This window comes from Williamsia muralis NBRC 105860, from assembly GCF_001598915.1.
Taxonomy (GTDB): domain Bacteria; phylum Actinomycetota; class Actinomycetes; order Mycobacteriales; family Mycobacteriaceae; genus Williamsia; species Williamsia muralis.
This window is the reverse complement of sequence record NZ_BDAP01000001.1, coordinates 964,609-988,266: the sequence shown is the minus strand read 5'-3', so window position 1 is coordinate 988,266 and position 23,658 is coordinate 964,609. Positions and strand designations below refer to the sequence as shown.

Annotated in this window: 21 protein-coding genes; 7 read left to right on the top strand and 14 right to left on the bottom strand. The window is 64.8% G+C overall.

Translation table 11 applies throughout. From position 1 onward, the window contains the following. Positions 1 to 152 precede the first annotated feature (152 nt). Both kstD and chsH3 read left to right on the top strand, forming a co-directional pair. Positions 153 to 1,874: a 3-oxosteroid 1-dehydrogenase gene (gene kstD, locus WIMU1_RS04800; RefSeq protein WP_174548697.1), complete on the top strand. Its 1,722-nt coding sequence runs from the start codon at positions 153 to 155 to the stop codon at positions 1,872 to 1,874. After that, positions 1,874 to 2,734 carry an enoyl-CoA hydratase ChsH3 gene (gene chsH3 / locus WIMU1_RS04795; protein ID WP_062795318.1) on the top strand — a complete coding sequence of 287 codons (861 nt, stop codon included), beginning with the start codon at positions 1,874 to 1,876 and terminating at the stop codon, positions 2,732 to 2,734. The genes kstD and chsH3 overlap by 1 nt, the downstream gene beginning before the upstream one ends. A 107-nt stretch (positions 2,735 to 2,841) precedes the next feature. On the opposite strand, the gene WIMU1_RS26615 is transcribed toward chsH3, so the two are convergent. Continuing rightward, complete coding sequence (locus WIMU1_RS26615) at positions 2,842 to 2,967, bottom strand: hypothetical protein (protein ID WP_255283862.1); 126 nt, start codon at positions 2,965 to 2,967, stop codon at positions 2,842 to 2,844. Between the two features lie 196 nt (positions 2,968 to 3,163). Here WIMU1_RS26615 and WIMU1_RS04790 point away from each other — a divergent pair, with 196 nt between their 5' ends. After that, positions 3,164 to 4,858, top strand: coding sequence for an MFS transporter (locus WIMU1_RS04790; RefSeq protein WP_062795317.1), 1,695 nt, complete (start codon positions 3,164 to 3,166; stop codon positions 4,856 to 4,858). Between the two features lie 39 nt (positions 4,859 to 4,897). Here WIMU1_RS04790 and WIMU1_RS04785 read toward each other — a convergent pair whose 3' ends face one another. The 7 genes from WIMU1_RS04785 to WIMU1_RS04755 form a co-directional block, all read right to left on the bottom strand. Continuing rightward, positions 4,898 to 6,520 carry an AMP-binding protein gene (locus WIMU1_RS04785; protein ID WP_023957384.1) on the bottom strand — a complete coding sequence of 541 codons (1,623 nt, stop codon included), beginning with the start codon at positions 6,518 to 6,520 and terminating at the stop codon, positions 4,898 to 4,900. 10 nt (positions 6,521 to 6,530) lie between these two features. Further along, positions 6,531 to 7,706, bottom strand: coding sequence for a lipid-transfer protein (locus WIMU1_RS04780; RefSeq protein WP_062795316.1), 1,176 nt, complete (start codon positions 7,704 to 7,706; stop codon positions 6,531 to 6,533). Next, positions 7,703 to 8,173: a MaoC family dehydratase gene (locus tag WIMU1_RS04775; protein ID WP_062795315.1), complete on the bottom strand. Its 471-nt coding sequence runs from the start codon at positions 8,171 to 8,173 to the stop codon at positions 7,703 to 7,705. The genes WIMU1_RS04780 and WIMU1_RS04775 overlap by 4 nt, the downstream gene beginning before the upstream one ends. After that, positions 8,170 to 9,204, bottom strand: a complete 1,035-nt coding sequence (locus WIMU1_RS04770; protein WP_062795314.1) for a bifunctional MaoC family dehydratase N-terminal/OB-fold nucleic acid binding domain-containing protein — start codon at positions 9,202 to 9,204, stop codon at positions 8,170 to 8,172. Before WIMU1_RS04770 ends, WIMU1_RS04775 begins: the two co-directional genes overlap by 4 nt. A 5-nt stretch (positions 9,205 to 9,209) precedes the next feature. Further along, complete coding sequence (locus tag WIMU1_RS04765; protein ID WP_062795313.1) at positions 9,210 to 10,373, bottom strand: acyl-CoA dehydrogenase family protein; 1,164 nt, start codon at positions 10,371 to 10,373, stop codon at positions 9,210 to 9,212. 2 nt (positions 10,374 to 10,375) lie between these two features. Beyond that, positions 10,376 to 11,434: an acyl-CoA dehydrogenase family protein gene (locus tag WIMU1_RS04760; protein WP_062795312.1), complete on the bottom strand. Its 1,059-nt coding sequence runs from the start codon at positions 11,432 to 11,434 to the stop codon at positions 10,376 to 10,378. Between the two features lie 92 nt (positions 11,435 to 11,526). Next, entirely contained in the window at positions 11,527 to 13,731 is a 2,205-nt protein-coding gene (locus tag WIMU1_RS04755) for an acyl-CoA dehydrogenase family protein (protein ID WP_062795311.1), read from the bottom strand. Positions 13,732 to 13,966: 235 nt separating this feature from the next. Here WIMU1_RS04755 and kstR point away from each other — a divergent pair, with 235 nt between their 5' ends. Continuing rightward, positions 13,967 to 14,620, top strand: a complete 654-nt coding sequence (gene kstR, locus WIMU1_RS04750; protein WP_062795870.1) for a cholesterol catabolism transcriptional regulator KstR — start codon at positions 13,967 to 13,969, stop codon at positions 14,618 to 14,620. Between the two features lie 74 nt (positions 14,621 to 14,694). Here kstR and WIMU1_RS04745 read toward each other — a convergent pair whose 3' ends face one another. Further along, positions 14,695 to 17,235: an ATP-dependent Clp protease ATP-binding subunit gene (locus WIMU1_RS04745; RefSeq protein ID WP_062795310.1), complete on the bottom strand. Its 2,541-nt coding sequence runs from the start codon at positions 17,233 to 17,235 to the stop codon at positions 14,695 to 14,697. Between the two features lie 283 nt (positions 17,236 to 17,518). Beyond that, a complete protein-coding gene (locus tag WIMU1_RS04740; RefSeq protein ID WP_023957392.1) occupies positions 17,519 to 18,124 on the bottom strand; it encodes a TetR/AcrR family transcriptional regulator in 606 nt (201 codons plus the stop codon). Positions 18,125 to 18,183: 59 nt separating this feature from the next. Here WIMU1_RS04740 and WIMU1_RS04735 point away from each other — a divergent pair, with 59 nt between their 5' ends. Continuing rightward, positions 18,184 to 19,038 (top strand): alpha/beta fold hydrolase, encoded by an 855-nt coding sequence (locus WIMU1_RS04735; protein WP_062795309.1) that lies wholly within the window; start codon positions 18,184 to 18,186, stop codon positions 19,036 to 19,038. 18 nt (positions 19,039 to 19,056) lie between these two features. Here WIMU1_RS04735 and WIMU1_RS04730 read toward each other — a convergent pair whose 3' ends face one another. Next, positions 19,057 to 19,794, bottom strand: coding sequence for an NAD(P)H-dependent oxidoreductase (locus WIMU1_RS04730; protein WP_062795308.1), 738 nt, complete (start codon positions 19,792 to 19,794; stop codon positions 19,057 to 19,059). Between the two features lie 76 nt (positions 19,795 to 19,870). On the opposite strand from WIMU1_RS04730, the gene WIMU1_RS04725 reads away from it, so the two are divergent. Continuing rightward, positions 19,871 to 20,230, top strand: a complete 360-nt coding sequence (locus tag WIMU1_RS04725; RefSeq protein WP_116917755.1) for a winged helix-turn-helix transcriptional regulator — start codon at positions 19,871 to 19,873, stop codon at positions 20,228 to 20,230. Between the two features lie 54 nt (positions 20,231 to 20,284). Here WIMU1_RS04725 and WIMU1_RS04720 read toward each other — a convergent pair whose 3' ends face one another. After that, the gene (locus WIMU1_RS04720) at positions 20,285 to 20,761 is read right to left on the bottom strand and encodes an anthrone oxygenase family protein (protein WP_062795306.1); all 477 of its coding nucleotides are present in this window, start codon (positions 20,759 to 20,761) and stop codon (positions 20,285 to 20,287) included. After that, on the bottom strand, positions 20,758 to 21,609 hold the full coding sequence (locus tag WIMU1_RS04715) for a Rossmann-fold NAD(P)-binding domain-containing protein (protein ID WP_062795305.1): 852 nt from the start codon (positions 21,607 to 21,609) through the stop codon (positions 20,758 to 20,760). Before WIMU1_RS04715 ends, WIMU1_RS04720 begins: the two co-directional genes overlap by 4 nt. Positions 21,610 to 21,680: 71 nt before the next feature. Here WIMU1_RS04715 and WIMU1_RS04710 point away from each other — a divergent pair, with 71 nt between their 5' ends. After that, positions 21,681 to 22,607, top strand: coding sequence for an AraC family transcriptional regulator (locus WIMU1_RS04710; protein ID WP_062795304.1), 927 nt, complete (start codon positions 21,681 to 21,683; stop codon positions 22,605 to 22,607). A 16-nt stretch (positions 22,608 to 22,623) separates the two neighbouring features. Here WIMU1_RS04710 and WIMU1_RS04705 read toward each other — a convergent pair whose 3' ends face one another. Next, positions 22,624 to 23,640: an esterase/lipase family protein gene (locus tag WIMU1_RS04705; protein ID WP_243404717.1), complete on the bottom strand. Its 1,017-nt coding sequence runs from the start codon at positions 23,638 to 23,640 to the stop codon at positions 22,624 to 22,626. Positions 23,641 to 23,658 lie beyond the last annotated feature (18 nt).

Here is a 23,658-nt window from a genome sequence, read left to right as displayed (position 1 = left end):
TGCAGTACGAGCTGGGCACTGGAACGTGTTTCTGTTTTGGGGCTGTCAGGCACTCGCCAATGCCTTCCAGGCTGGTATAGCCTGCCATGGACGTGAGTTTATAACGTGTTCTACCTAGAGGGTAGAGCTCGGCAATGCGCGAAGGGGCAATGATGAGCCGTTCGGAAGAGATTCCTGGGGACGAGATCTTCGATGTGATCGTCGTCGGCGCCGGTGGCGCCGGTATGAGTTCGGCCATCACGGCCGCCGCTCATGGCCTCGACACAGTGATCATCGAGAAGTCGCCGTACTGGGGTGGATCCACCTCCCGGTCGGGTGGAGGTGTCTGGATCCCGAACAACCAGGTGCTCAAGCGTGACGGCGTCAAGGACGATCCCGAGGCCGCACGCACCTATGTGCGCGCCATCGTGGGCGACGGTGTGGCACCGGAGCGCATCGATGCCTACATCGACCGCGGCCCCGAGGCGCTCGACTTCCTGAGCGAGCACGCGCCCCTCGAACTGGAGTGGGTCAAGAACTACTCCGACTACTACCCGGAGGCACCGGGCGGCCGAGTGGGCGGGCGCTCCTGTGAGCCCAAGCCGTTCGACTCCCGCAAACTGGGTGACGACATCAAGACCCTGCACCCCCCGTACAGCAAATCCCCCTTGAACGTGGTGGTGATGCAGTCGGACTACCGCTGGCTGAGCACAGGACTGCGTCACTGGCGCGGGCCCCTGCGCGCGATCAAGGTCGCCACGCGGTTCGCCGTGGCCAAGCTGACCGGCAAACGACTGATCGCGATGGGCGCCGCCCTCACCGCGGAACTGCTTCTCGGAGTCCGTCAGGCCGGTATCCCGTTGCGCCTGAACACCGGACTCGTCGATCTGGTCACCGAAAACGGTCGCGTCGTCGGCGTGGTGGTGGAGACCGACGGCAAGCAGAGAACCATCCGCGCCCGGCACGGCGTGGTGCTCGCATGTGGCGGCTTCGAGAACAACGAGGAGATGCGCCACAAATACCAGCGCGAACCCATCGGATCGCAGTGGACCACCGGCGCCGAGTCCAACACCGGCGACGGCATCAACGCCGGCCTGAAAATCGGTGCGGGCGTGAGCTTCATGGAAGACGCCTGGTGGGGTCCGACGATCCCGCTCCCCCGCGGGCCGTGGTTCGCTCTCTCCGAGCGCGCACTCCCGGGCAGCTTCATGGTCAACGACCGCGGCGAACGCTTCATGAACGAGTCACTGCCCTACGTGGAAGCAGTGCACCGGATGTACGGCGGCGAGTTCGGCCAGGGCGAGGGGCCAGGAGAGAACCTGCCGTGCTGGCTGGTGTTCGACCAGACCTACCGCAACAGGTACATGTTCGCATCGGTGTCGGGCCGTCAGCCGTTGCCCGGCAAGTGGTTCAAGTCCGGCGTGATCACCAAGGCCGGGACTCTGGCCGAACTCGCGGAGAAGATCGGCGTGCCCGCCGACCGTCTGTCCCGAACCACCGAGCGGTTCAACGAGTTCGCGAAGAAGGGCGAGGACGAGGACTTCGGGCGCGGGGTGAGCCAGTACGACCACTACTACGGCGACATCACCAACAAGCCCAACCCCAGCCTGGGCCCCCTGAAGAAGGCACCGTTCTACGCGGTGAAGATGGTGCCGGGCGACCTCGGGACCAAGGGCGGGATCAACACCGACGCGGCAGGCCGCGCCCTGCGCGCCGACGGGTCGATCATCGAGGGGCTCTACGCCGCGGGCAACACGAGTTCGCCGGTCATGGGCCACACCTATGCCGGACCAGGCGCAACCATCGGGCCCGCAATGGTCTTCGGATACCTTGCCGCACTGGACATCGCCGACAACGCTCAGCGGTCGCGTGCCGCCGGAGAGAGGGCCAGCTGATGCCCATCGATCCGTCGGTCGCACTCGGTGCCGAGGTCGGCCAGACCACATTCAGCTGGAACGCTTCCGACATCGCGCTCTATCACCTGGGCGTCGGCGCAGGAGCAGACCCGCTGGACGCGAACAGCCTTCGGTATCTGCACGACGCCGAACCGAAGGTGCTGCCCACATTCGCCACCGTCGCCGCGAGCTTCCACGAGACCGAGCCACCGAAGGTCTCGATGCCCGGCATCGAGATCGACCTTGCTGCAGTGGTTCACGGTTCGCAGGAGGTGACCGTGCACCGCCCCATCCCGCCTTCGGGTTCGGCCACCACACGTACCACCATCGCCGAACTCCAGGACAAGGGCTCGGCCGCGGTCATCGTTCAGGAGTCGACGACGATCGACGACGCCGGTGAGCCGCTGTGGACTGCGCGTTCGGCCATCTTCGCCAAGGGCGAAGGCGGATTCGGCGGCGAGCGTGGGAGCTCGGACAAGGTGGCCTACCCCGACCGCGAACCGGACCGGACGATCGAAGAGAAGACGCTCCCGCAACAAGCGCTTCTCTACCGTCTCTGCGGCGACCGCAACCCGTTGCACTCGAGTCCGGAGTTCGCGGAGATGGCGGGCTTCCCCCGGCCGATCCTCCACGGGCTCTGCACGTACGGAACAGTGTGCCGCGCTGTCACGGACACGATGCTCGGCGGAGACGTGGACCAGATCGAGCGATATGCGGCGAAGTTCGCCGGTATCGTCTTTCCGGGTGAGACGTTACGAATCAAGGTGTGGGAAGACGGATCTCGCCTTCTCATCTCCGCATCCGTGGCCGACCGCGACGATGCACCGGCCCTCGGGAACGTGGTGCTGACGAGGCGCTGACGGCCCATCTGCTGATCGCGGGCGGGACTGCCCGACAGGTCCGCATCGCGATCGGTGGCCGGCACCGGCAGCTCGGCGATACCGGCGGTAAGAGTTGTAAAGCGTTGTCAGGCAGCGCTCATGAAGATGGCAACAAGCCCGACGATGACGGCGACGAGTGACGCCAGCATCGTGAGCACACGCCATGCGCGCAGCTTGACCGCCGAGACGTCGTTGACCTGAGTTGAGGCCATCGGATTCCCTCTCATGTGGGTGTGGCCGGACCCGGCTGGGTCGGTCTGTACCAGCAAGCTCACTGTCGAGTTACCAGTGTTGTTAATGTGACATAAGAGACAGTCGATGCGTGTGTGCCACACCGTGGGATCGTGATAACGATTACACAACACGAAGGTGTGTTTAGAACACGTTCCACTCGACTACTTTGAGTGGATGAAGACATCTGTGGGGGCGTCGCCGAGCGATTCGGGAACAGACGAGAAGTTCGGACTCCGAACCGTCTGGCTCATCTTCGTGGTGTGCACCGCCGTCTCGATGGTCGTGGCTGCGATGGCTGCGTTGAACACCGCGATTCCCGAGATCGCTCCGGACATCGAGGCGACGTCGAACCAACTGACCTGGCTCATCGACGGATACACGCTGACCCTGGCCGCCCTGCTGTTGCCTGCCGGCGCTCTGGGCGACCGATACGGTCGCCGCCTGGCTCTGGTCGGTGGTCTCATCATCTTCGCCATCGGCTCCCTCCTGCCGGTGTGGATCAATGATCCGAACCTGTTCATCGCCTCGCGCTGTTTCACCGGTGTGGGTGCCGCCTTTGCGATGCCGGCGACCCTGTCGCTGATCACCTCTGGGGTACCGGAGTCCAAACGACCACTGGCTGTGAGCATCTGGGCCGGCGTGGCCGGGATCGGGGCAATCGGCGGCTTCTTCGTCACCGGGATATTGCTCGAGTTCTTCGATTGGCATTCGATCTTCATCGCGTTCGCCGTCGCAGCAGGAACCACCGCTGTTCTCTCGTGCACCATCCCGACATCTCGCGACTCCACCTCGAAACGCTTCGATCTGATTGGCTCGATCAGCTCTGCGGCAGCCATCGCGCTTGTCGTGTTCGGTCTCATCGAGGCTCCACACCGCGGCTGGGTCAACCCGCTTGTCATCGCCGCGCTGATCGGCGGTGTCGCCCTGATCGGGGTCTTCTGGATGCTTCAGACGAGGCGCGCCCAGCCCCTGCTCGACGTCACGCTGTTCCGCAACCGGGCGTTCTCAGCGGGCGCCTTCAGCATCATGCTCCAATTCTTGGTCGCCTTCGGCGTGTTCTTTGTCCTGCTGCAGCGGTTGCAGCTGGTGTTCGGCTACTCCCCGTTGAAGTCGGCCGTCGCGATGTTCCCCCTCGTGGTGGTCGTGATGATCTTCTCGTTGCTGGGCAACTGGGTTGCGGTGAAGATCAATCTGCGTGCCATCCTGGCCGTCGGCACCTTTTTCATGGGCGTGGGCGTCGTCATGCTGGGCGTCATCGATCACACCGAGTACTGGACGATCGCGGTGTCGCTGATCGTCATGGCGGCGGGTCTGGGAATCGCCACCGCACCGTCCACCACCGGGATCATGGTGAACACCCCTGCCGACAATCAGGGAGTCGGCTCGGCGGTCAACGACACCGCTCGAGAGCTGGGCTCGGCGCTCGGAATCGCCATCGCCGGCAGCCTACTGGCCGCCGGCTACACGAGAGATGTTCAGCCGACCGCTGATTCGGCCCAGAACCAGCTGACCCAGGCCGCGAGTCAATTGCAGGCGGCCGGCCAGCCCGAACAGGCGCAACAGGCCACCTCCGCTGCCGGCTCCATCGGCGAACACATCACGCGCACCCTCGCCGAAGCACTGCAGGTTGCTCAGGGCATCGCGCCGCGCCAACCCGAACTCGCGGCGCAGATCTCCGAGGGTGCAAAAGAAGCCTTTGTCGGACCCATGAACACCGCCTGCATCGTTCTCGGCTCGATCGGGATCGCCGGTGCGGTGCTGTTGGCCATCTTCACCCCGAAGGCGATGGGCGGGCAGGACGCCACGGTGGGCGTATTGCCCACCGAGCACCCTGCTGCCGCGACTGCGGCCAAGTCGTCGACCGACTGACGGGGCCCGGTTTACCGGGCCACCCGTTGCCGCTGAGGACTAGACCGGCGTGCCCGTCGCGTCCAACGCAGCCTGCTTGGCCCATCGGTAGTCCGCCTTGCCGGCCGGCGTGCGCTTGATCTCGTCCACCACCACCAGCAGTCGCGGGATCTTGTACCCGGCGAGCATCGTTCGGCAGTGGGCCTGGATCTCGTCGAGATCGGGCTCTGGAGCGTCGGGACGAATCGCGACGACCGCGGACACCTTCTGACCCATCCGCTCATCGGGTGCGGGAACAACCAGCGCGTCCGCAACAGAGGGGTGCGCGTGGAGACACGCCTCCACCTCCTCGGCGAAGACCTTCTCGCCTCCGGTGTTGATGCACTGCGACCCGCGGCCCAGGAACACGATCGTCCCGTCGGCCTCCACCTGTCCCATGTCGCCGAGCACCGCCAGACGCGTCCCGTCGGGCAGTGTCGGGAACGTACGTGCCGACTTCTCCTCATCCCGGTAGTAGCCGAGCGGGACCCTGCCGATGCGGGCGATCATGCCCACGTCTCCGGTACCGGGTTCGATCACGTTGAGCTTCTCGTCGACCACGGTCATCTTCGAGGTGGGTGGCATCGCCAGCGTGCCGTCCTCGCGGACTTCGAAGGCACCGTCGTTGCCGGTTTCCGATGCTCCGAAGTTGTCGCGCAGCAACAGGTCCGGCTTGGCGGCCAGCATCTTCTCCCGCACACCCACCGACCAGATCGCACCGCCGGAGGTAATGGAGAACAGTGTCGACATGTCGACCTCGTCCTTGAGCTTCTGCATCGCGTCGGCCAAGGGAGAACCCATGCCGTCTCCGACGATCAGCACCACATTGACCTTGTCGGCCTCGATCGACCGCACGACCTTCTCCGGATCGAAAGCACGCATCAGCACCAGTCTGGCGCCCAAGGTGAGGAAGGTGAACAGCGAGTACAGGGCTGCGCCGTGCATGAGTGGCGCCGCTATCAAGAAGGACAGACCGGGGAATTCCTTGGCTGCAGCGCCGATCTCGGCAAGGTCCTTGCGGGGTTTGTCCTCGTAGGGATTGCCGCCGGACAGAGGTTTGTGAAAGAAGTCGTCATGTCGCCACATGACGCCTTTGGGGTATCCCGTTGTTCCGCCCGTGTAGAGGACCCACAGCTCGTCGCCGGTCCTGGGCTCGAAATCACGCTCGTCCGACTGACCCGACGGGTCGAACAACCGAACGTCGACGCCCGCGTCCGCGGCGGCCACCGACAGCTGTTCGGTGATCTCACCGATCACGAAGATCGTTCGCAACGTGGGGATCTGGCCGACGATTGTGGCGAGATTGTCCTGGTGCTCGGCTTCCTCGACCACGATCGCAACCGAATCGGAGTTCTCGAAGATGTAGAGCAATTCCGCCGGTGTGTATCGGTAGTTGATGTTGATCGGTACGGCGCGGATCTTGATGACCCCGAGGATGGTGGTCACGTGCTCCACGCTGTTCTTGAGGAACAACGAGACATGCTCGGCCGCACCGATACCGGCGGCGGTCAGCATGTGGGCCACCTTGTTCGATTCGACCTCGAGCTGCCGGTAGCTGTGGTCGACGCCCTCGTAGGTGAGCGCCACCGTGTCCGGAACCGCGTCCGCCACGGTCTCGAAGACATCCGCCAGATTGAACCCCATCGCGCAACTCCTAAGCTGTGAGTACCAAACCACTTGTGGGAACGCCAGTTCCGGCGGTGACGACGACCTTACTGGCACCGGGAACCTGATTGACCGACTTTCCGCGAAGCTGCCGTACGGCCTCGACGATGCCGTTCATCCCGTGGATGTACGCCTCGCCGAGCTGGCCGCCGTGGGTGTTGAGAGGCAACCGTCCGCCGACCTCGAGCGCGCCGGGTTCGCGGACGAAGTCCTTCGCGTCTCCCCTGCCGCAGAAGCCCAGTTCTTCGAGCTGCATCAACGTGTACGGCGTGAAGTGGTCGTACAGGATCGCCAGATCCATGTCGTCCGGACCGAGTCCGGACTGCTCCCACAGCTGCCTGCCGACCAGACCCATCTCTGGAAGACCCGCGAGCTCGTCACGGTAGTAGCTGGTCATGATGTATTGGTCGTTGCCACTGCCCGATGCCGCACCGGCGATGACGGCCGGCGGATGAGGCAAGTCTTTGGCCCGCTCGGCCGAGACCACGACAAACGCCACGCCACCGTCGGATTCCTGACAGCAGTCGAGCAGATGCAGCGGCTCGGCGATGTACCGCGAGTTCTGGTGGTCCTCGAGGGTGATCGGCTTGCCATAGAAGAACGCGTTCGGGTTGACCGCGGCATGCTTACGGTCCACCACCGAGATCCGTCCGAAATCCTCACTCGTGGCGCCGTACTCGTGCATGTATCGCTGAGCGACCATGGCGACGAACGCGGCAGGGGTGCTCAACCCGTGTGGGTAGCTGAACGCGTTGTCGGTACCCGAGGAGTTGTCCTGGGCCACCAGCGAGGTGTTCACCTGACCGAACCGCATCCCCGACCGTTCGTTGAACGCCCGGTACGCGACAACGACATCGGCGACACCGGTGGCCACGGCCATGGCTGCCTGCTGCACCGTGGAGCAAGCCGCACCACCGCCGTAGTGGATACGCGAGAAATACTTCAGCTCGCCGATCCCGGCGGAACGCGCGACCGCGATCTCGGTGTTGGTGTCCATGGTGAACGAGACCAGGCCATCGACATCGGAGGGTGCCAGACCCGCGTCGGCGATGGCCGCGGTGACCGCCTCGGCTGCCAGCCGCAACTCGCTGCGACCGGAGTTCTTCGAGAAGTCGGTGGCGCCGATTCCGGCAATCGCTGCGGCGCCGGACAATTGGCCGCTCATCCGGCAACCCCCGCTCGGCTCGTTTCCGGCAGTGCACCGGCGACGGTGCGATCCATGACCAGTGACACCTGCGAGGTGACGTGCTTACCCAGGCTGTCCGTCCCGACCACCTCGACGTCCACCAGACCGTCGGCGACCGAGGTGACGGTCCCGGTCAGCGTGAGGGTGTCGTAGGCGTACCAGGGCACGCCGAGGCGCAGTTTGATCGACCTGATCTGCGCTCGCTGACCGGCCCAATCGGTGATGTATCGCTGCACCAGACCGGTGTCGGTGAGGATGTTGACGAAGATGTCCTTGGACCCCTTCTGATGCGCGAGGTCGCGATCGTGGTGCACGTCCTGAAAGTCCCTGGTGGCCAATGCGGTCGAGACCACGAAGGTCGGAGTGGCCTCGATCGTCAGTTCGGGGAGCGTGTCCCCCTCCTTGACGTCGGGAGGCGTGGCGGGCGGTACCGCTTGTGTACTCACGACTGTTCTCCTGCTTTCGCGGGCTGCCAGGCATAGAGCGTCCATGCCTGGGTGTCTCCGTCCTCACCTGCCGGGAAGTCGATGAACTCCACCTGTACCGGGTAGCCCACCTCGACCTGCGCCGGGTCGACTCCACGGAGTTCTCCGAGCATCCGCACCCCCTCGTCGAGTTCGACGAGAGCGATCACAAACGGCACACGTCGTCCGGGCACCTGCGGTGCATGGTGGACCACGTAGCTGTAGACGGTGCCCCGGCCCGACGACACCACGTAGTCGGTGGTCTCGCCCGTCGGCTTCCACAATGCGGGCACCGGTGGGTGCTGCAGCGATCCGTCGGCGCGCTGCTGGATTCGGAGTTCGTGCGCACGCACGCCGTCCCAGAAGAACAGCGTGTCGAGGGATGGCGTGGGTCGCATCATCTTCGCCGGCTCGAAGTCGTCCGTGTTCGACCCGAGAGACGAGATGACCTCGCCCGCAGCCTGTTCGGGCGCCGGCGGCTCTGCTGACGGCGCCTTCGCTGCGGGGCGGAACTTGAGGATCCGGAAATCCATCTCGGCCACCACCTCGTCGCCGACCTTCCAGATGTTCTTGGTGGTGAAGAACCAACCTTCGCCCAGCGCGGTCTGCTTGGGGCCGACGACGTCGGTCAGCGCGGCCTCGATGGTGACGTGCTCACCCGGACTGGTGTAGCGATGGTAGGTCGAGTCACAGTTGGTCGCGACCACCGACGAGTAGCCCGCCTGGTCGAGTATCTCGGTGACCTGGCCGAGTGGATCGTCCTCGGCGCGCACGCCTCCGAGGCCCCGCATCGTCCACACCTGGGCCATTGCCGGAGGCGCGACAACGCCGTCGTGGCCTGCCGCACGGGCCGCTGCGTCGTCGGAGTAGATGGGGTTGGTGTCGCCGAGCGCCTCGGTCCAGTTGTTGATCATCGGGGTGTTGATCGGATCGCGACCTGAGATAGGTGCACTGGTACCGGCAGCGCGGACCGCGTCGGTGGCCGCGATGATCGCGGCTGCATCAGATGCCATCGTGCTCAGCGCTTTCCACGCGGCAGTCCGAGACCCGCGGTCGCGATCATCTCCCGCATCACCTCGTTCACGCCGCCACCGAAGGTGATGACGACGTTGCGCTTGGACTGCACGTCGAACCACTCGGCGAGCTCGGCGGTCGCGGGATCCGAGAAGTCGCCATGCCGGCCGAGCACTTCGTCGATCAAGCGGTGGACCCGTTGGAGTCGTTCGGTGGCAAAGACTTTGGTGGCTGCGGCGTCGGCCATGGAGATCGACTCACCGCCGGAGGCGACCTGCCAGTTGAGCAGTTCGTTGATCCGGTAGTAGGCGTGGAGCTCGGCCAGCGCCCGCTTGACGTCGGTGTGTTTGCCGGGAACCGTGCCATCGGGCCCTGGCCGGGCGGCCCAGTCGGTGATGCGGGCCAGCAGACCGTCGAGTCGTCCGGCCGGCCCCAACATGACCCGTTCGTGGTTCAGCTGGGTGGTGATCAGTCGCCAGCCGCCGTTCACCTCACCGACCACCATGCTCGCGGGCGCGCGCACATCGGAGTAGTACGTTGCGTTGACGTGGTGGGCGTGGTCGGCCGTGATGATCGGGGTCCAGCTGTAGCCGGGATCCTTGGTGTCGACGATGATCATCGAGATGCCCTTGTGTTTGGGAGCATCTTTGTCGGTGCGGCATGCCAGCCACACGTAGTCGGCGTCGTGCCCGCCGGTGGTGAAGATCTTCTGGCCGTTGATGACGTACTCGTCACCCTCCAGCACCGCTGTGGTCTTGAGCGACGCCAGGTCGGTACCGGCGTCTGGTTCGGTGTAACCGATGGCGAAGTGCACCTCACCGGCCAGGATGTCAGGAAGGAAACGTTGCTTCTGCTCGTCGGTCCCGTACACCTGCAGCGTCGGACCGACGGTCTGCAAGGTGACCGCAGGCAACGGCACGTCCGCCCGAGCGGCCTCGTTGACGAAGATCTGTTGTTCTATCTGTCCGAAGCCCCTGCCGCCGTACTCCTTTGGCCATCCGACGCCGAGCCACCCGTCCTTGCCCATCTGGCGGATCACCTTGCGGTACGTGGGCCCGTGCCGTTCGGTGAGCATGGTGACCGCATCCTCGGGCGAGATGAGGTTCGAGAAATACTCGCGCAATTCCATCTTCAGCGCGCGCTGCTCGTGGGTGAGATCGATGAACATTGTCACGCTCCTGCCTCGACCTGCTCGGCGAGTGCGTCGAGTCGGTCAGTGGGCCCACCGACCAGGCGGGCAAGGTCTTTGGCCAGAGAAAAGTAGCGGTGCAACGGGTAGGTCAGGTCGACACCGACACCGCCGTGCAGATGGATCATGGTGCGCATGGCTGCCGGGATCTCCTGCGCCAGCCAATATCCGGACAAGGCCAGGTCCGTCCCGGCGTCGAGACCTTCACTCAGACGCCATCCCGCCGACGTGGTGGCCAGGGTCATCGATCGGGCCACCACGTAGATGTCCGCGAGTTGCTGCTGAACGGCCTGGAACGTCCCGATCGGCTTGTCGAACTGGATGCGCTCGGACACGTGGGTGGCGGTCAGCTTCATCGCGCCGGCGATCAGCCCGTCCGCATAGGCCGCGATTCCCAGGGCGTGGTGCTGCGTGAGCCACACCGGGTCGCCACCGATCACGATGTCGGCCGGTACATCCGAGAACTCGACCGTGTACTCACCCCAGCCCGATGAGGACGTGGTGCGGGTGATTTTCACGCCGTCATCCCCGGGGGACACGACCACAACACCCGCGTCTGCGGCGACGAGGAGTGCGGTGGCGCCTTCGGCGTGCAGCACACCGGTCTTGACGCCCGAGAGCTTGCCACCAGAAACGGCGGTGTGCGGGGTGGAGGTCATCGGGGCGCCGGGTTCGTTGATCGCGGCTGCGAGCCAGCCACCCGCCTGCACCTTGGCACCCAGGTCCGCCGCGATGTCGGGCGCACGCTGCACTAGCGGCGCCAGCCCGGACAGCAACGTTCCGACCGCGGGGGTAATCGCGGCAGCGCGACCGAGCGCGGTCGGTACCGGGGTCAGTCCCCCGACTGCGACATCGTCACCGCCCTGCGCCTCGGGTAGCGGCAGGGCCAGCAGTCCGGAGTCGGCGAGGGCCGACCACAGGGAACCCTCGAAGCCGCCGGTGTCGGACAGCGAGGCGTCCCACACCGACTCGTGCCTTTCCAGCACGGAGGCGATGACATCGCTCACAGTCTGGGCTGTCGAATCGAGCGTGAAGTCCACCGTTTTGCACCTCTTCAGTGAATTAGAACCTGTTCTAGTTGTATCAGAGTCGGGCGCGCGTCAGCTACGTGTTGTCGACACCCGGTCAGCACTCAGCGCGGCAGTCCCAGCAGCCGTTCGGCGGCCGCGGTCGCAAGAATCTGCGTGGTGCCGCCGGCGATCGACAGGCACCGGTTCAGCAGGAACTCGTCAGCCATCTCCGAGTACTCCAGACCGTCCAGCCCACGCAGTCGCTGGCCGAACTCCGGCACCGCCTGCCGGTGCCGGACACCGATCAGTTTGCGCACGCTCGAGGCGGCTCCGGGGTCGGTGCCGTTGATCGACCCGAGCACCGCGCGCAGATCGAGAACCTGACCGAGCTGGGCCTGCACGATCAGCTCGCCCAGTTCGGCACACTCGACCGCGTCGAGCCGGCGCCCCTCGATCTGTGCGAGCAGTGCCTCCATCTCCTTGCCGAGGGCCGAACCTCCCATCGCAACCCGTTCGTTGGCGAGTGTGGTGCGGGCCAGCCGCCAGCCGTTGTTCAGTTCCCCCACCACGCAGTCGTCGGGCACGAACACGTCGTCGAGGAACACCTCGTTGAACAGCGCTCGCCCGGTGATCTCTCGGAGCGGCCGGGTTTCGATGCCCTCGGACTTCATGTCGACGAGGAAGTACGTGATGCCCTTGTGCTTCGGCGCTTCCGGGTCGGTACGCGCCAAACAGATCGCCCAGTCGGCCGTATGTGCGTGAGAGGTCCAGACCTTCTGCCCCTGCAGCTTCCAACCGCCGTCGACCTTGGTGGCCTTCGTGCGCAGGGCCGCGAGGTCAGAGCCCGCGCCGGGCTCCGAGAACAGCTGGCACCAGATGATCTCGCCGTCGAGGGTGGCGCGGACGAATCGCTCACGCTGCTCGTCGGTGCCGTACTGGAGGATGGTCGGGATCGCCCATCCCGCGATCACGAGATCTGGGCGGCGAACACCGGCGCGGTCGAGTTCTTGATCGATCAGCACCTGCTGCGCCGGTTCTGCCGCCAGTCCATACGGCTCCGGCCAATGCGGAGTGAGGTACCCCGATTCGGCGAGCGCATGCCGCTGGTCGTCGGCGGCAGCGATGGAGTCGACGTCGGCGCGGACCTGCGCCCGGCGTTTCTCGGCATCACCGAGGTCCAGCCGGTGCACCCGGCGGACACCTTGCCGATTCAACTCGGCCACCCGCGCGCGCCAGGTGGCCGCGCTGCCCAGCTGCGCCTGCCACGCCAGAGCCCTGCGCAGGTACAGATGCGCGTCGTGCTCGAAGGTGAATCCGATACCACCGAGGATCTGGATGCAGTCCTTGGCGTTGTCGACGGTGAGATCGGAGACCGTCGCCGCAGCCACGGCCGCACTGATCTCCACCTGCTGCGCGGCGCTCGTCCGCTCGTCACCCTCGGCTTCGGTGAGGTCGTCGATCGCGCCGGCCAGATCCCAGGCGGCCGCACTGACCTGCTCGCTGCGACAGAGCATCTCAGCACAGATGTGCTTGACCGCCTGAAAGCTGCCGATCGGCGCACCGAACTGCTCGCGCACCTTGGCGTACTCGACCGCGGTGTCGAGAGTCCAGCGTGCGACGCCTGAAGCCTGGGCGGCGATGGCTGCGATGAGGGTGGCTCGCACGTAGGTGTCCGACAGGTGCAGCACGTCGCGCGTGGGGATCACCACCTCGTCCAATCGCACCTTCGCCAGCTCCATCGAGAAGTCCAGAGCGTCAACCGAATCGGCGATGATGCCGTCGGTTCCCGGTTCGAGCAGCACCCAGCGGTGGCTTCCGGCGATGTCGATCGGGGCGAGCAACGCCGCCCCGGGTACGTATCCGGCGACCAACCCGAGCTCGCCGCTCGCCGACAGGACGCCCCGGCGCGGTTCGTGGGCGGTGGGCGCCTGACCGCCGGACAGCACCGAGGTGGCCACCGCGGCGCCCACCTCACCGGCGATCAGCTGCGCGAGTAACGCGTTCTCGTTCGGGGCCCCGGACACGGCCGACAACAGGGCGCTGACCGCGGTCGCCGCGACAGGTCCGGGTACCAGGTCGTAGCCCGTCTGCTCGAGCATGACGGCGAGGTCGGCGAACTGGGCATCCATGCCGCCGCAGTGCTCCGGGACAGCAGCGCCGAACACACCGAGCTCGGCCAAGTCCGGGAACAGCGCAGGCCAGGCTTCGCCGGTGCCGTTCGCCTCGGCGTCACCGCGCCGGACCGAGGTGATGACCGACACCTTTTTGGACCATTGACCAATTGCGTCGGCGACGGCGGTATGTTCTGGGGTGGAAGCAATGGTCACGGAGATCGGATCCTGCCTGCTCGGGATTGTCGGTGCGTAGTAGAACCTGTTCTAATATTGCACGTCCCAGGGGGCAGAATGAAGGGGCCCGTGTCGCAAAGTCGGAGAAGTCGCTTTTCCGGCATGAGCGATTACCGTGTACTTGGTCGGTTTCGACATCGCAAAGGTGTCGTTGCCAGATGACCTACATGACCGACCGACGCGAGAAGTCGACCTGAACGAAAGTGGGACCTCGATGGCAAGCCCGATCCCGACCGGAACCCCGGCGAGTAATGCCGCCGTCGGCTCGGAGGTCGACCTCGGGTCGAATGCGCAACGTGAACGACGCCGACGCATCCTCGACGCCACGCTGGCCCTGGCCTCCAAGGGCGGCTACGACGCCGTACAGATGCGAGCTGTCGCCGACCGTGCCGACGTGGCCGTGGGAACCCTCTACCGCTACTTCCCCTCCAAGGTGCACCTACTGGTGACCGCACTCGCCCGCGAGTTCGAGGCAGTCGAGAGTCGCGCCGACAAGTCACGCCTTCGTGGCACCACGTCACTCGAACGCCTGCGCCACGTGCTCGACATGATCACCATGGCGATGCAGCGCGATCCGCTGCTGACCGAGGCGATGACCCGCGCGTTCATGTTCGCCGACGCCTCAGCGGCCGCCGAAGTCGACAAGGTGGCGACCATCATCGACCGCCTCCTGGCCAATGCGATGGTGGAGGGCGAACCCACCGATCTCGATCTCAAGATCGCCCGTGTGGTCTCCGACGTGTGGATGTCGAACCTGGTGCAGTGGCTGACCCGCCGTGCGTCCGCGACCGACGTCACCAACCGTCTGGAACTCACCATCACCCTGCTGCTCGCCGGCCGCGATCAGGACCCCGAGATCAGGGACTGACCCGCACCCTCTGCACAAGCACACAAAAAGGGGCGCAACCACTTTCGTGGTTGCGCCCCTTTTGGCTGTCGTGACTAGCTGTCGGTGGACTCACCGGTCTTGGCCAGCTCGACCGGGGTGTCCGGCAGAGCGATCGGCTTCTTCGACCCGACGAACGTGAACTTGGCGTCTTCGCCTTCGCCTTCGCCGTCCCAGTTCTCCACGTCGACCAGGATGATCTCGCCGGCACCGATCTCGTTGAAGAGGATCTTCTCCGAGAGCTGGTCCTCGATCTCGCGCTGGATCGTGCGACGCAGCGGACGGGCGCCGAGCACGGGATCGAATCCACGCTTGGCGAGCAGGCTCTTGGCCTTCTCGGTCAGCTCCAGTGCCATGTCCTTGTTCCGCAGCTGGGTTTCCACGCGGGCGATCATCAGGTCGACCATCTTGATGATCTCGTCGCGGGTGAGCTGGTGGAACACGATGACGTCGTCGATACGGTTGAGGAACTCAGGCCGGAAGTGCTTCTTGAGCTCGTCGTTGACCTTCTGCTTCATCCGCTCGTAGTTCGAGCCTTCCGCATTCGACTGCGAGAAGCCCAGACCCACGGCCTTGGAGATGTCGCCGGTACCGAGGTTCGAGGTGAAGATCAGCACGGTGTTCTTGAAGTCGACCGTACGACCCTGACCGTCGGTGAGACGGCCATCCTCGAGGACCTGCAGCAGCGTGTTGTAGATCTCCTGGTGGGCCTTCTCGATCTCGTCGAACAGCACCACCGAGAACGGCTTGCGGCGCACCTTCTCGGTGAGCTGACCGCCCTCTTCGTAGCCGACGTAACCGGGAGGAGCGCCGAAGAGCCGCGACGCGGTGAAGCGGTCGTGGAACTCGCCCATGTCGATCTGGATGAGCGCGTCGTCCTCGCCGAACAGGAAGTTCGCCAGCGCCTTGGACAGCTCGGTCTTACCGACACCGGACGGGCCGGCGAAGATGAACGAACCGGACGGACGCTTGGGGTCTTTCAGACCGGCGCGGGTACGGCGGATCGCCTTGGACACCGCCTTGACCGCCTCGGTCTGGCCGATGATCCGCTTGTGCAGCTCATCTTCCATCCGCAGCAGACGGGTGGTCTCTTCCTCGGTCAGCTTGAACACGGGGATGCCGGTCCAGTTGCCGAGAACCTCGGCGATCTCGTTGTCGTCGACCTCGGCGACGATGTCCATGTCGCCACTGCGCCACTGCTTTTCACGTTCGGCGCGCTCGGTGACGAGCTGCTTCTCCTTGTCGCGCAGACTTGCCGCCTTCTCGAAGTCCTGCGCATCGATCGCAGATTCCTTCTCCTTGCGGGCGTCGGCGATCCTGTCGTCGAAGTCGCGCAGGTCTGGCGGCGCGGTCATCCGGCGGATGCGCATCCGGGCGCCGGCCTCGTCGATCAGGTCGATCGCCTTGTCCGGCAGGAAGCGGTCGTTGATGTACCGGTCGGCCAGCGTGGCGGCGGCGACCAACGCACCGTCGGTGATCGAGACGCGGTGGTGCGACTCGTAGCGGTCACGCAGACCCTTGAGGATCTGGATGGTGTGCTCCACGCTGGGCTCGCCGACCTGCACCGGCTGGAAGCGGCGTTCGAGGGCGGCATCCTTCTCGATATACTTGCGGTACTCGTCGAGGGTGGTGGCACCGATCGTCTGCAGCTCACCGCGGGCCAGCTTCGGCTTGAGGATGCTGGCCGCGTCGATGGCACCTTCGGCGGCGCCCGCGCCGACGAGGGTGTGCAGCTCGTCGATGAACAGGATGATGTCGCCGCGGGTGTTGATCTCCTTGAGGACCTTCTTCAGTCGCTCTTCGAAGTCACCGCGGTACCGGCTACCGGCAACCAGCGACCCGAGGTCGAGGGTGTAGAGCTGCTTGTCCTTGAGGGTCTCGGGGACGTTGCCGTTGACGATGGCCTGTGCCAGGCCCTCGACGACGGCGGTCTTACCGACACCGGGCTCGCCGATGAGCACCGGGTTGTTCTTGGTGCGGCGGCTGAGCACCTGCATCACGCGCTCGATTTCCTTCTCGCGCCCGATCACCGGGTCGAGTTTGGCCTCGGCGGCAGCGGCGGTCAGGTTGCGGCCGAACTGGTCGAGCACCAAGGAGGTGGACGGTGTGCCCGCCTCGGTGCTGCGGCCACCGGTGCCCGCTTCCTGCGGCTCCTTGCCCTGGTAGCCCGACAGCAGCTGGATGACCTGCTGACGGACCCTGTTGAGGTCGGCGCCGAGCTTGACCAGAACCTGGGCGGCAACGCCTTCACCCTCGCGGATGAGGCCGAGCAGGATGTGCTCGGTGCCGATGTAGTTGTGGCCGAGCTGCAGTGCTTCGCGCAGCGAGAGCTCGAGGACCTTCTTGGCGCGCGGGGTGAAGGGGATGTGGCCCGAGGGAGCCTGCTGGCCCTGGCCGATGATCTCCTCGACCTGGCTGCGGACGCCTTCGAGGGAGATACCCAGCGACTCGAGCGACTTCGCGGCGACGCCTTCACCCTCGTGGATCAGACCCAGCAGGATGTGCTCGGTGCCGATGTAGTTGTGATTGAGCATCCGCGCTTCTTCTTGGGCCAGGACGACAACCCGGCGAGCGCGGTCGGTGAACCGTTCGAACATTGTTCTCCCTTACGTTTCTATGGGTCGAGCTCGGCCTTCGGCTTCGTCTCCCAGTGTGTCTGGTCGACAGGCTCCGGTCTTCCCAGGGTTGGCAGTGTCGACGATGAACCGATAGCTCACCTGCAACAGCCTTGCTCCCACTGTAATGGCCGCAGGTCACCGGCACCGCAGATGTGTCGCCGAGGCCTCGGATGGCACCCCTTGATCGAGGGTCACAAATGGTCAACGTCGCAGCTTGCAAGGGTGTTTGCGCTGGGGATACGCCGTCAGCGAACGCGTTCGCTCATTCGATCGTGATGGCGCGAATCAGTCTACGGGCGACATCGAGCATCTCGACTCGGGCCTTCTCGGGCTCGGCAGACCTCGCCACATACATCGCCGCCTCGTCCACTGCGCCGATCATCGCATGTGCGAGAGGCCGTACCGGTTGCGCCGGCGCAGTTCCATCGGCGATCGCCTGTTCGATCAGCGACTCGATCAGTCCCATCGCGTAGCGGGCGCCTGCCTCACGCCACGCTTCCCAGCCGAGCACCACCGGGGCCTCGAGCAGGATGATCCGGTGCACCTCGGGGTCGGCGCACAATTCCAACCATTCCCGGACGCCCACCTCCATCGCCTCGAGTGGGCCATCGACCCCAGCCGCGACGACGGCCTCGGTGACCTTGCCCATCACCTCTTCCTCCACCTGCTCGAAGACCGCGACGAACAATTCGTCCTTGTCTGCGAACTGGTGATAGAGCGCACCTCGGGTGACGCCGGCCTGGGCGACGATCGCCTGCGTGCCGACTCCGCTGAATCCGTGCTCGGCGAACAGGGTGCGCCCGGCGGCGATCAGCGCAGCCCGCGTCGCGGCGGTGCGCTCGGCTTGAGTACGACGATTGACTTCCATGCAGCTTGTATGTAACTTCCATGCTAGGTGTACGTAAATAGCAACAGAAGGGTACCGCCATGGAGACCATCGAGCTGAATCACGGCACACTCGAATACCGGGCCGTCGGTCCAGTGGATTCATCCCACCCGCCGGTGCTGTTCGTTCATGGGGCGCTGGTCGACGGGCGCCTCTGGGATTCGGCCGCCGATTCGCTCGCGGCGCGGGGATACCGCTGCATCTTGCCGACACTGCCGCTGGGCTCCCAACGGATACCTGCAGGCCCCACCGCCGATCTGTCCCCGCGCGGACTCGCAACGATGATCCGGGACTTCGCTGCCGCCCTCCATCTCGACGACGTCACCCTCGTCGGCAACGACACCGGTGGAGCGCTGTGCCAGTTCGCGATCGACGCACATCCGGAGTTCCTCGGCAGGCTCGTACTGACCAATTGCGATGCCTTCGACACGTTCCCGCCGTTCCCGTTCAATGCCCTTTTTGCCCTCGGCAGGTTCAAACCGATCCTCAAACCTTTCGCCGTTGCACTCTCGGCGACTGCGATACGGCACTCCGCCATCGGATTCGGGCTCCTTGCGACCCGACCCGACCCGGAATTGACCAGGTCATGGCTGACGCCGGCGCGTGAATCCGACGCGGTGCGCGCCGATCTGGCTGCGTTGGCGCGCACGATCAAGCCTGCCGAACTCGACCAGGTGACGCGCCGCCTCGGCACCTTCGACAAGCCGGTGTCCGTTGTGTGGGGGATGAAGGACAAGTGCTTCAAACCAGCGCTCGGGCGGCGGCTCGCCGCGCAGTTCCCCAACGCGACGTTCACCGAGGTGCCGGACGCCAGAACGTTCGTATCCCTTGATGAACCCGATGCAGTGGTGCGTGCCGTGGAGAAGATCTCGGCATCGGCACCATCGTCCAGCTGAGGCAACGTGTCGACGGACTCAATCGGCACGGATGTGCATGGCCAGTCCCTCCGACTCCCACACATGCTCGGGTGCCAGCGTCCTGTCAGGGCAGTAGTCGCCAGACTCCAACGCCCGGTAGCGAATCGGCTCCTCGTCGAAGACGGTGTCGAGTCGGCCGAGCAACCGCCGGCACTCGTCGTCGGCGCCAGCCCAGCCGGGTACGTCCGTTCCGGCGATGAGGTGCGGCCTCAACGCGGATATGCCTGAGTACCAAAGGGTTCCGTGAAGCAACGGAAACAGCAGTAATTCGATATCGCCGTTGATCCCTCGAGGGTCGAACGACGATTGCCGATCACCGGCCGTGACGATCGTGAGCGCTCTGCGCCCGGCCAGGCCTCCGTCGCCGTACTTCAACGTTCGACCGGTCTCGGGGTGTTTGATCCCGTACGCGAACCCGTGGGAGAAGACACGGTCGAACCAGCCCTTGACGATGGCGGGCATCCCATGCCACCAGAGCGGGAATTGGATGATGAGCAGATCGGCCTCGCACAGGAGGTGCTGCTGCGCAACCACTTCGGGCGCTGGGCCACCGGTCCCGGAGAGCTCTGCCGAATCCAGGACCGGATTCCAGCCGAGCTCGTACAGGTCGACCACGGTGACCTCCGCACGGCAGCGCAGGTTCCGGGACGCGGTTTCCATCAGCTGGTGATTCAGCGAGTCGGACTCGGGATGTCCGTGGACCCACAGGACTTTGGTTGCGTTGTTCTCTGCCACGGACTTAGTGTGCAGCCAAAGGTGCGCAGCGAACAGTACGCACAATCTTGTCCATAGGGACTGAATGGATAGTGTCATGCGTGAAGCGATCCGGAAGGCAGCGGAGGTCTGCCCCGTCGAAGTGGCTGTGGCTGTTCTGGGCGGGTCCTGGAAGATGACCATCGTCAAGCACCTGACCGAGGGCACCCTGCGGTTCGGCGAATTGGGAAGGGCCGTCGGCGCAGTCACCCCTCGCGTACTCGCCCGGCAACTTCGCGAGTTGGAAGCCGACGGCATCGTGCTCCGCACCGTGTACTCCCAGGTACCCCCCAAGGTCGAATACTCACTGACTCCACTCGGCGAGACCCTGGCACCGATGGTCCGAGCACTCAACGATTGGGGGGCGAGCTACCTGGATCAGGTCAGTGCACCTTCCGAGTCCGAGGCCCCCACCTGATCGACGGCCTCGAGGCGTGGATCCGGAACGGCACGACGACAAGCGGGCCAAACCTCACCTGGTCACCAGGCCTGCGAGGAGGACGGCGAACGCCACCGTGTGCACCACCGCGCGAACGAGATTCCAGCGCACCCAGGCGTTTTCGAAGGCTGCTCTGGCTGCTGCCGGATCGGTGATGCCCGAAGGTCCACCGATGGCGGCCAAGTCGTTGTTCAGGGGGATGTTGAACACCATCGTGATCAGCAACCCGATCGCGTAGGTCACCGCCCCGGCGACGATCCACCAGAAGATCGGCTCACCGCGGTAGAACACTGCCGCCGCGGTGGTGAACACCAGACCGCCGAAGAAGAGGAGCAGGAACAGTGGATTGACGATCACCACGTTGATGCGTTGCATCGAGGAGACGAAGACCCGATCGTCTGTCTGAGCAAGTCCTGGCATCACCGCATAAGCGAAGGCGCAGAACAGTCCTGCGATCAGACCGACGGCCAGGACCGCTGCGATGAGGAGCGACTCGCGTAACGCAGTCATGCCGAAGCTCCGTCGAACCAGGCGCCCTCGGCAACCGACTTCTCGATGAAGTCGGCAAAATCCTTGGGCGCACGGCCCAGCAGTTCACGCACCCCGTCAGTGGTGGTTGCATTCCTCCCATCGAAGAGGGTCCCGAACAACGAGATGACCATGTCGGCGTAGTCGTCGGGCACACCAGCTTCTGCCATTCCCGCCCGGTAGTCTTCCAGAGACACTGTCACATAATCGATCTCACGATTTGCAGCCGCCGCGATCTGGGCAGTGGCCTCGGCGAATGTCAGGAGCCTGGGGCCGGTCAACTCGTACACTCTCCCGTCGTGACCTGACTTCGTCAGCACCGTCACCGCAGCGTCGGCAATGTCGTCGGCATCGATGAACGGCTCCCCCACTGCGTCCACAGGCAGCACCACCGCTCCTTCACGCACCCCGTCCGCCAGGAATGATTCGGAGAAGTTCTGTGCGAACCAACTGCAGCGCAACACCGTTGACACCAGGCCCGAGTTCAGCACGATCTCTTCGCATGCGCGTGCCTCGGGCTCTCCACGGCCCGACAGCAGGACCAGCTTGTCGACGTTCGCATCTCGTGCGACCTCGACGAACACCCTGAGATCATCGGCAGAACGTTCGACGATGAGGTCCGGCTGGTAGGTGATGTACACGGCACCGGCGCCATCGAGTGCCCGCCTCCAGGTCGTGCGATCGGTCCAGTCGAATCTGGTCGCACCGGAGCGGCTCGCCAGTCGGGTCGGTACTCCGAGGCCGGCGAGGCGGCCGGCCACCCGCCGACCGGTCTTGCCGGTGGCGCCGATGATGAGAACTGGACGTTGGGTGTGCGTTGTGGTTGTCATACATCCGAGTACAGCCCTCGACGTTGAGCCTTTCCATAGCCTGAACGCTCACTTTCATGTGTAATCGTCCAATGGATGCGCTCGGAAGTGTGCTCAACGGTCCTCGCGCCGCCAATGCCTTTCTGTTGCGGGTGGTGATGACACCGCCGTGGTCGGTGCGAATCGAAGACGAAGCGCCTCTGACCGTGGTGGTGGCGGTCAGCGGTACCGCCGCGGTGCGCTTCGACGACGGCGAGACCATGTCGATGTACCCGGGCGATGTCGCGGTCCTCCGCGGCCCCGACCCGTACGTCTACGGTGACGTGGAGGCGCCGCCGGCCGCGTTCATCCAACCGGGCCAGCGATGCGTCCGCGCCGACGGTACCGATCTGGTCGACGAGATGAATCTCGGTGTGCGCACATGGGGCAATGACGCCGCCGGCGATTCGGTGTCACTCGTGGGGACTTACGGCGCGACGGGCGAGGTCTCGGCTCGACTACTTGCCGCACTCCCCCGGCTGATCACGGTGCAGGGCAACGCCGCGCTGACGGCGCTCCTCGCAGCCGAGATGACGCGGCGAGCACCGGGCCAGGAAGTGATGCTGGACCGCCTCCTCGACCTCCTGCTCATCGACACCCTGCGAGCATGGTTCTCGAGGCCTGAATCGGCGGGACCGACGTGGATCGCGGCGGAGTCGGATCCGGTGGTGGGCCAGGCGCTCTCCTTGATCCACCACAATCCGGAGCATCCCTGGACGGTGTCCGACCTGGCCCGCCGATGCGCTGTATCCCGCGCAGCACTCGCACGGCGGTTCAACGACCTCGTCGGGGAACCACCGATGACCTATCTGACGACGTGGCGGCTGTCCATGGCGGCCGATCTACTCGCATCGGGCGATCACACTCTCGAGGCGGTTGCCCGAGAGGTCGGATACGGCAGCGCTTTTGCGCTGAGCGCCGCGTTCAAACGCGTTCGTGGAATGAGCCCGCGCGACTACCGCAGATCGCTTGCCGGGTGATCAGCTCCGGTGACTGTCATGATCCGAAGAAGGGCGGCACGAACATACACGGAACGTCTCGTGCGTCCCTTTGATCGTCGAGCGAATTGAGAACGTACAGCGCCGCCCGCTGCGAGCCGCAGATCGCAAGGTGATCGCTGTAATCATGTGAACAATTCTCTTGCACAACGATGTTCGTGACCGATCTGTCTTCACCGCCGGGAAGCTGGCCGCTGCTGTACGGCACCACGAACTCGTCGTACTTCGTGGAGATGTTGATGTAGTCGATACCGGGTAGATAGGGTCCGCCGTCAGCGCTGATCTTCGAGATGAAATCCGACCCTGCCATCATCTGCGGCGCCGAATAGCAGGGCAGGACCTTTGTCGGATCCAGACCGAGCGGCAGATTGATTCGTTGCAGCACACCCTGGAAGGCGGACGTCCCCTGCCACAACGGAGCGATGGACACATACTTGCGAATCTTGTCGTGTCCGCCGAGGAACTTCGCCCAGTAGCTGGGCATCAGCGTCCCCTGTGAATGTCCGACGACATCGACCTTGTCGGCGCCGGTGGCATCGAGGATCTTGTCCACGAACTCCCCGAACTCGGCTGCACTGTCCTCCATCCTCGCCATTCCGCCGATTGCCGACAGCGGCCACGGCACACCCTTGATCGCGCCGTAGGTCAGCGAAAAAACGGAGAAACCCTCGTTGAGCAACAGCGGCACATACGTGCCCCAATTGGTCTGCGCCCCACCGCCGGTGCCGTGGACCAGGACCACCGGATTCGGATGGTCGCGGCTCAGCGGCCTGTCCCAGTCGTTCGCACCGGGAAGGTGACCGCCCGGATTACGGAGTTCGTACGGGATACCGGAGAAGAAGTTGTAGGCGACCTTGCGTTCCTGCGCAGTGGCGGCCGCGGCGGGATTCGACACGCCTGCGAGCCCGTTCAAAGCGCCGGCCTTGGGTTGCGCACGGCCCCGCAGCATCCCACCCACGCGTAGCGGCACCGTCATCGCGTCGCCCAGGAGGCGACCGATCGCATTGTTGGGCATGTGTCCAGGTTAAAGGGT

Bases quoted from the DNA above. Each gene is read 5' to 3' on its own strand.
- WIMU1_RS04745 (WP_062795310.1), bottom strand. From the start codon at position 17,235: ATGTTCGAACGGTTCACCGACCGCGCTCGCCGGGTTGTCGTCCTGGCC.
- WIMU1_RS04740 (WP_023957392.1), bottom strand. From the start codon at position 18,124: ATGGAAGTCAATCGTCGTACTCAAGCCGAGCGCACCGCCGCGACGCGG.
- chsH3 (WP_062795318.1), top strand. From the start codon at position 1,874: ATGCCCATCGATCCGTCGGTCGCACTCGGTGCCGAGGTCGGCCAGACC.
- WIMU1_RS04765 (WP_062795313.1), bottom strand. From the start codon at position 10,373: ATGTTCATCGATCTCACCCACGAGCAGCGCGCGCTGAAGATGGAATTG.
- WIMU1_RS04715 (WP_062795305.1), bottom strand. From the start codon at position 21,609: ATGACAACCACAACGCACACCCAACGTCCAGTTCTCATCATCGGCGCC.
- WIMU1_RS04725 (WP_116917755.1), top strand. From the start codon at position 19,871: ATGCGTGAAGCGATCCGGAAGGCAGCGGAGGTCTGCCCCGTCGAAGTG.
- kstD (WP_174548697.1), top strand. From the start codon at position 153: ATGAGCCGTTCGGAAGAGATTCCTGGGGACGAGATCTTCGATGTGATC.
- kstR (WP_062795870.1), top strand. From the start codon at position 13,967: ATGGCAAGCCCGATCCCGACCGGAACCCCGGCGAGTAATGCCGCCGTC.
- WIMU1_RS04735 (WP_062795309.1), top strand. From the start codon at position 18,184: ATGGAGACCATCGAGCTGAATCACGGCACACTCGAATACCGGGCCGTC.
- WIMU1_RS04720 (WP_062795306.1), bottom strand. From the start codon at position 20,761: ATGACTGCGTTACGCGAGTCGCTCCTCATCGCAGCGGTCCTGGCCGTC.
- WIMU1_RS04770 (WP_062795314.1), bottom strand. From the start codon at position 9,204: ATGGCATCTGATGCAGCCGCGATCATCGCGGCCACCGACGCGGTCCGC.
- WIMU1_RS04790 (WP_062795317.1), top strand. From the start codon at position 3,164: ATGAAGACATCTGTGGGGGCGTCGCCGAGCGATTCGGGAACAGACGAG.
- WIMU1_RS04780 (WP_062795316.1), bottom strand. From the start codon at position 7,706: ATGAGCGGCCAATTGTCCGGCGCCGCAGCGATTGCCGGAATCGGCGCC.
- WIMU1_RS04705 (WP_243404717.1), bottom strand. From the start codon at position 23,640: ATGCCCAACAATGCGATCGGTCGCCTCCTGGGCGACGCGATGACGGTG.
- WIMU1_RS26615 (WP_255283862.1), bottom strand. From the start codon at position 2,967: ATGGCCTCAACTCAGGTCAACGACGTCTCGGCGGTCAAGCTGCGCGCA.
- WIMU1_RS04710 (WP_062795304.1), top strand. From the start codon at position 21,681: ATGGATGCGCTCGGAAGTGTGCTCAACGGTCCTCGCGCCGCCAATGCC.
- WIMU1_RS04785 (WP_023957384.1), bottom strand. From the start codon at position 6,520: ATGGGGTTCAATCTGGCGGATGTCTTCGAGACCGTGGCGGACGCGGTT.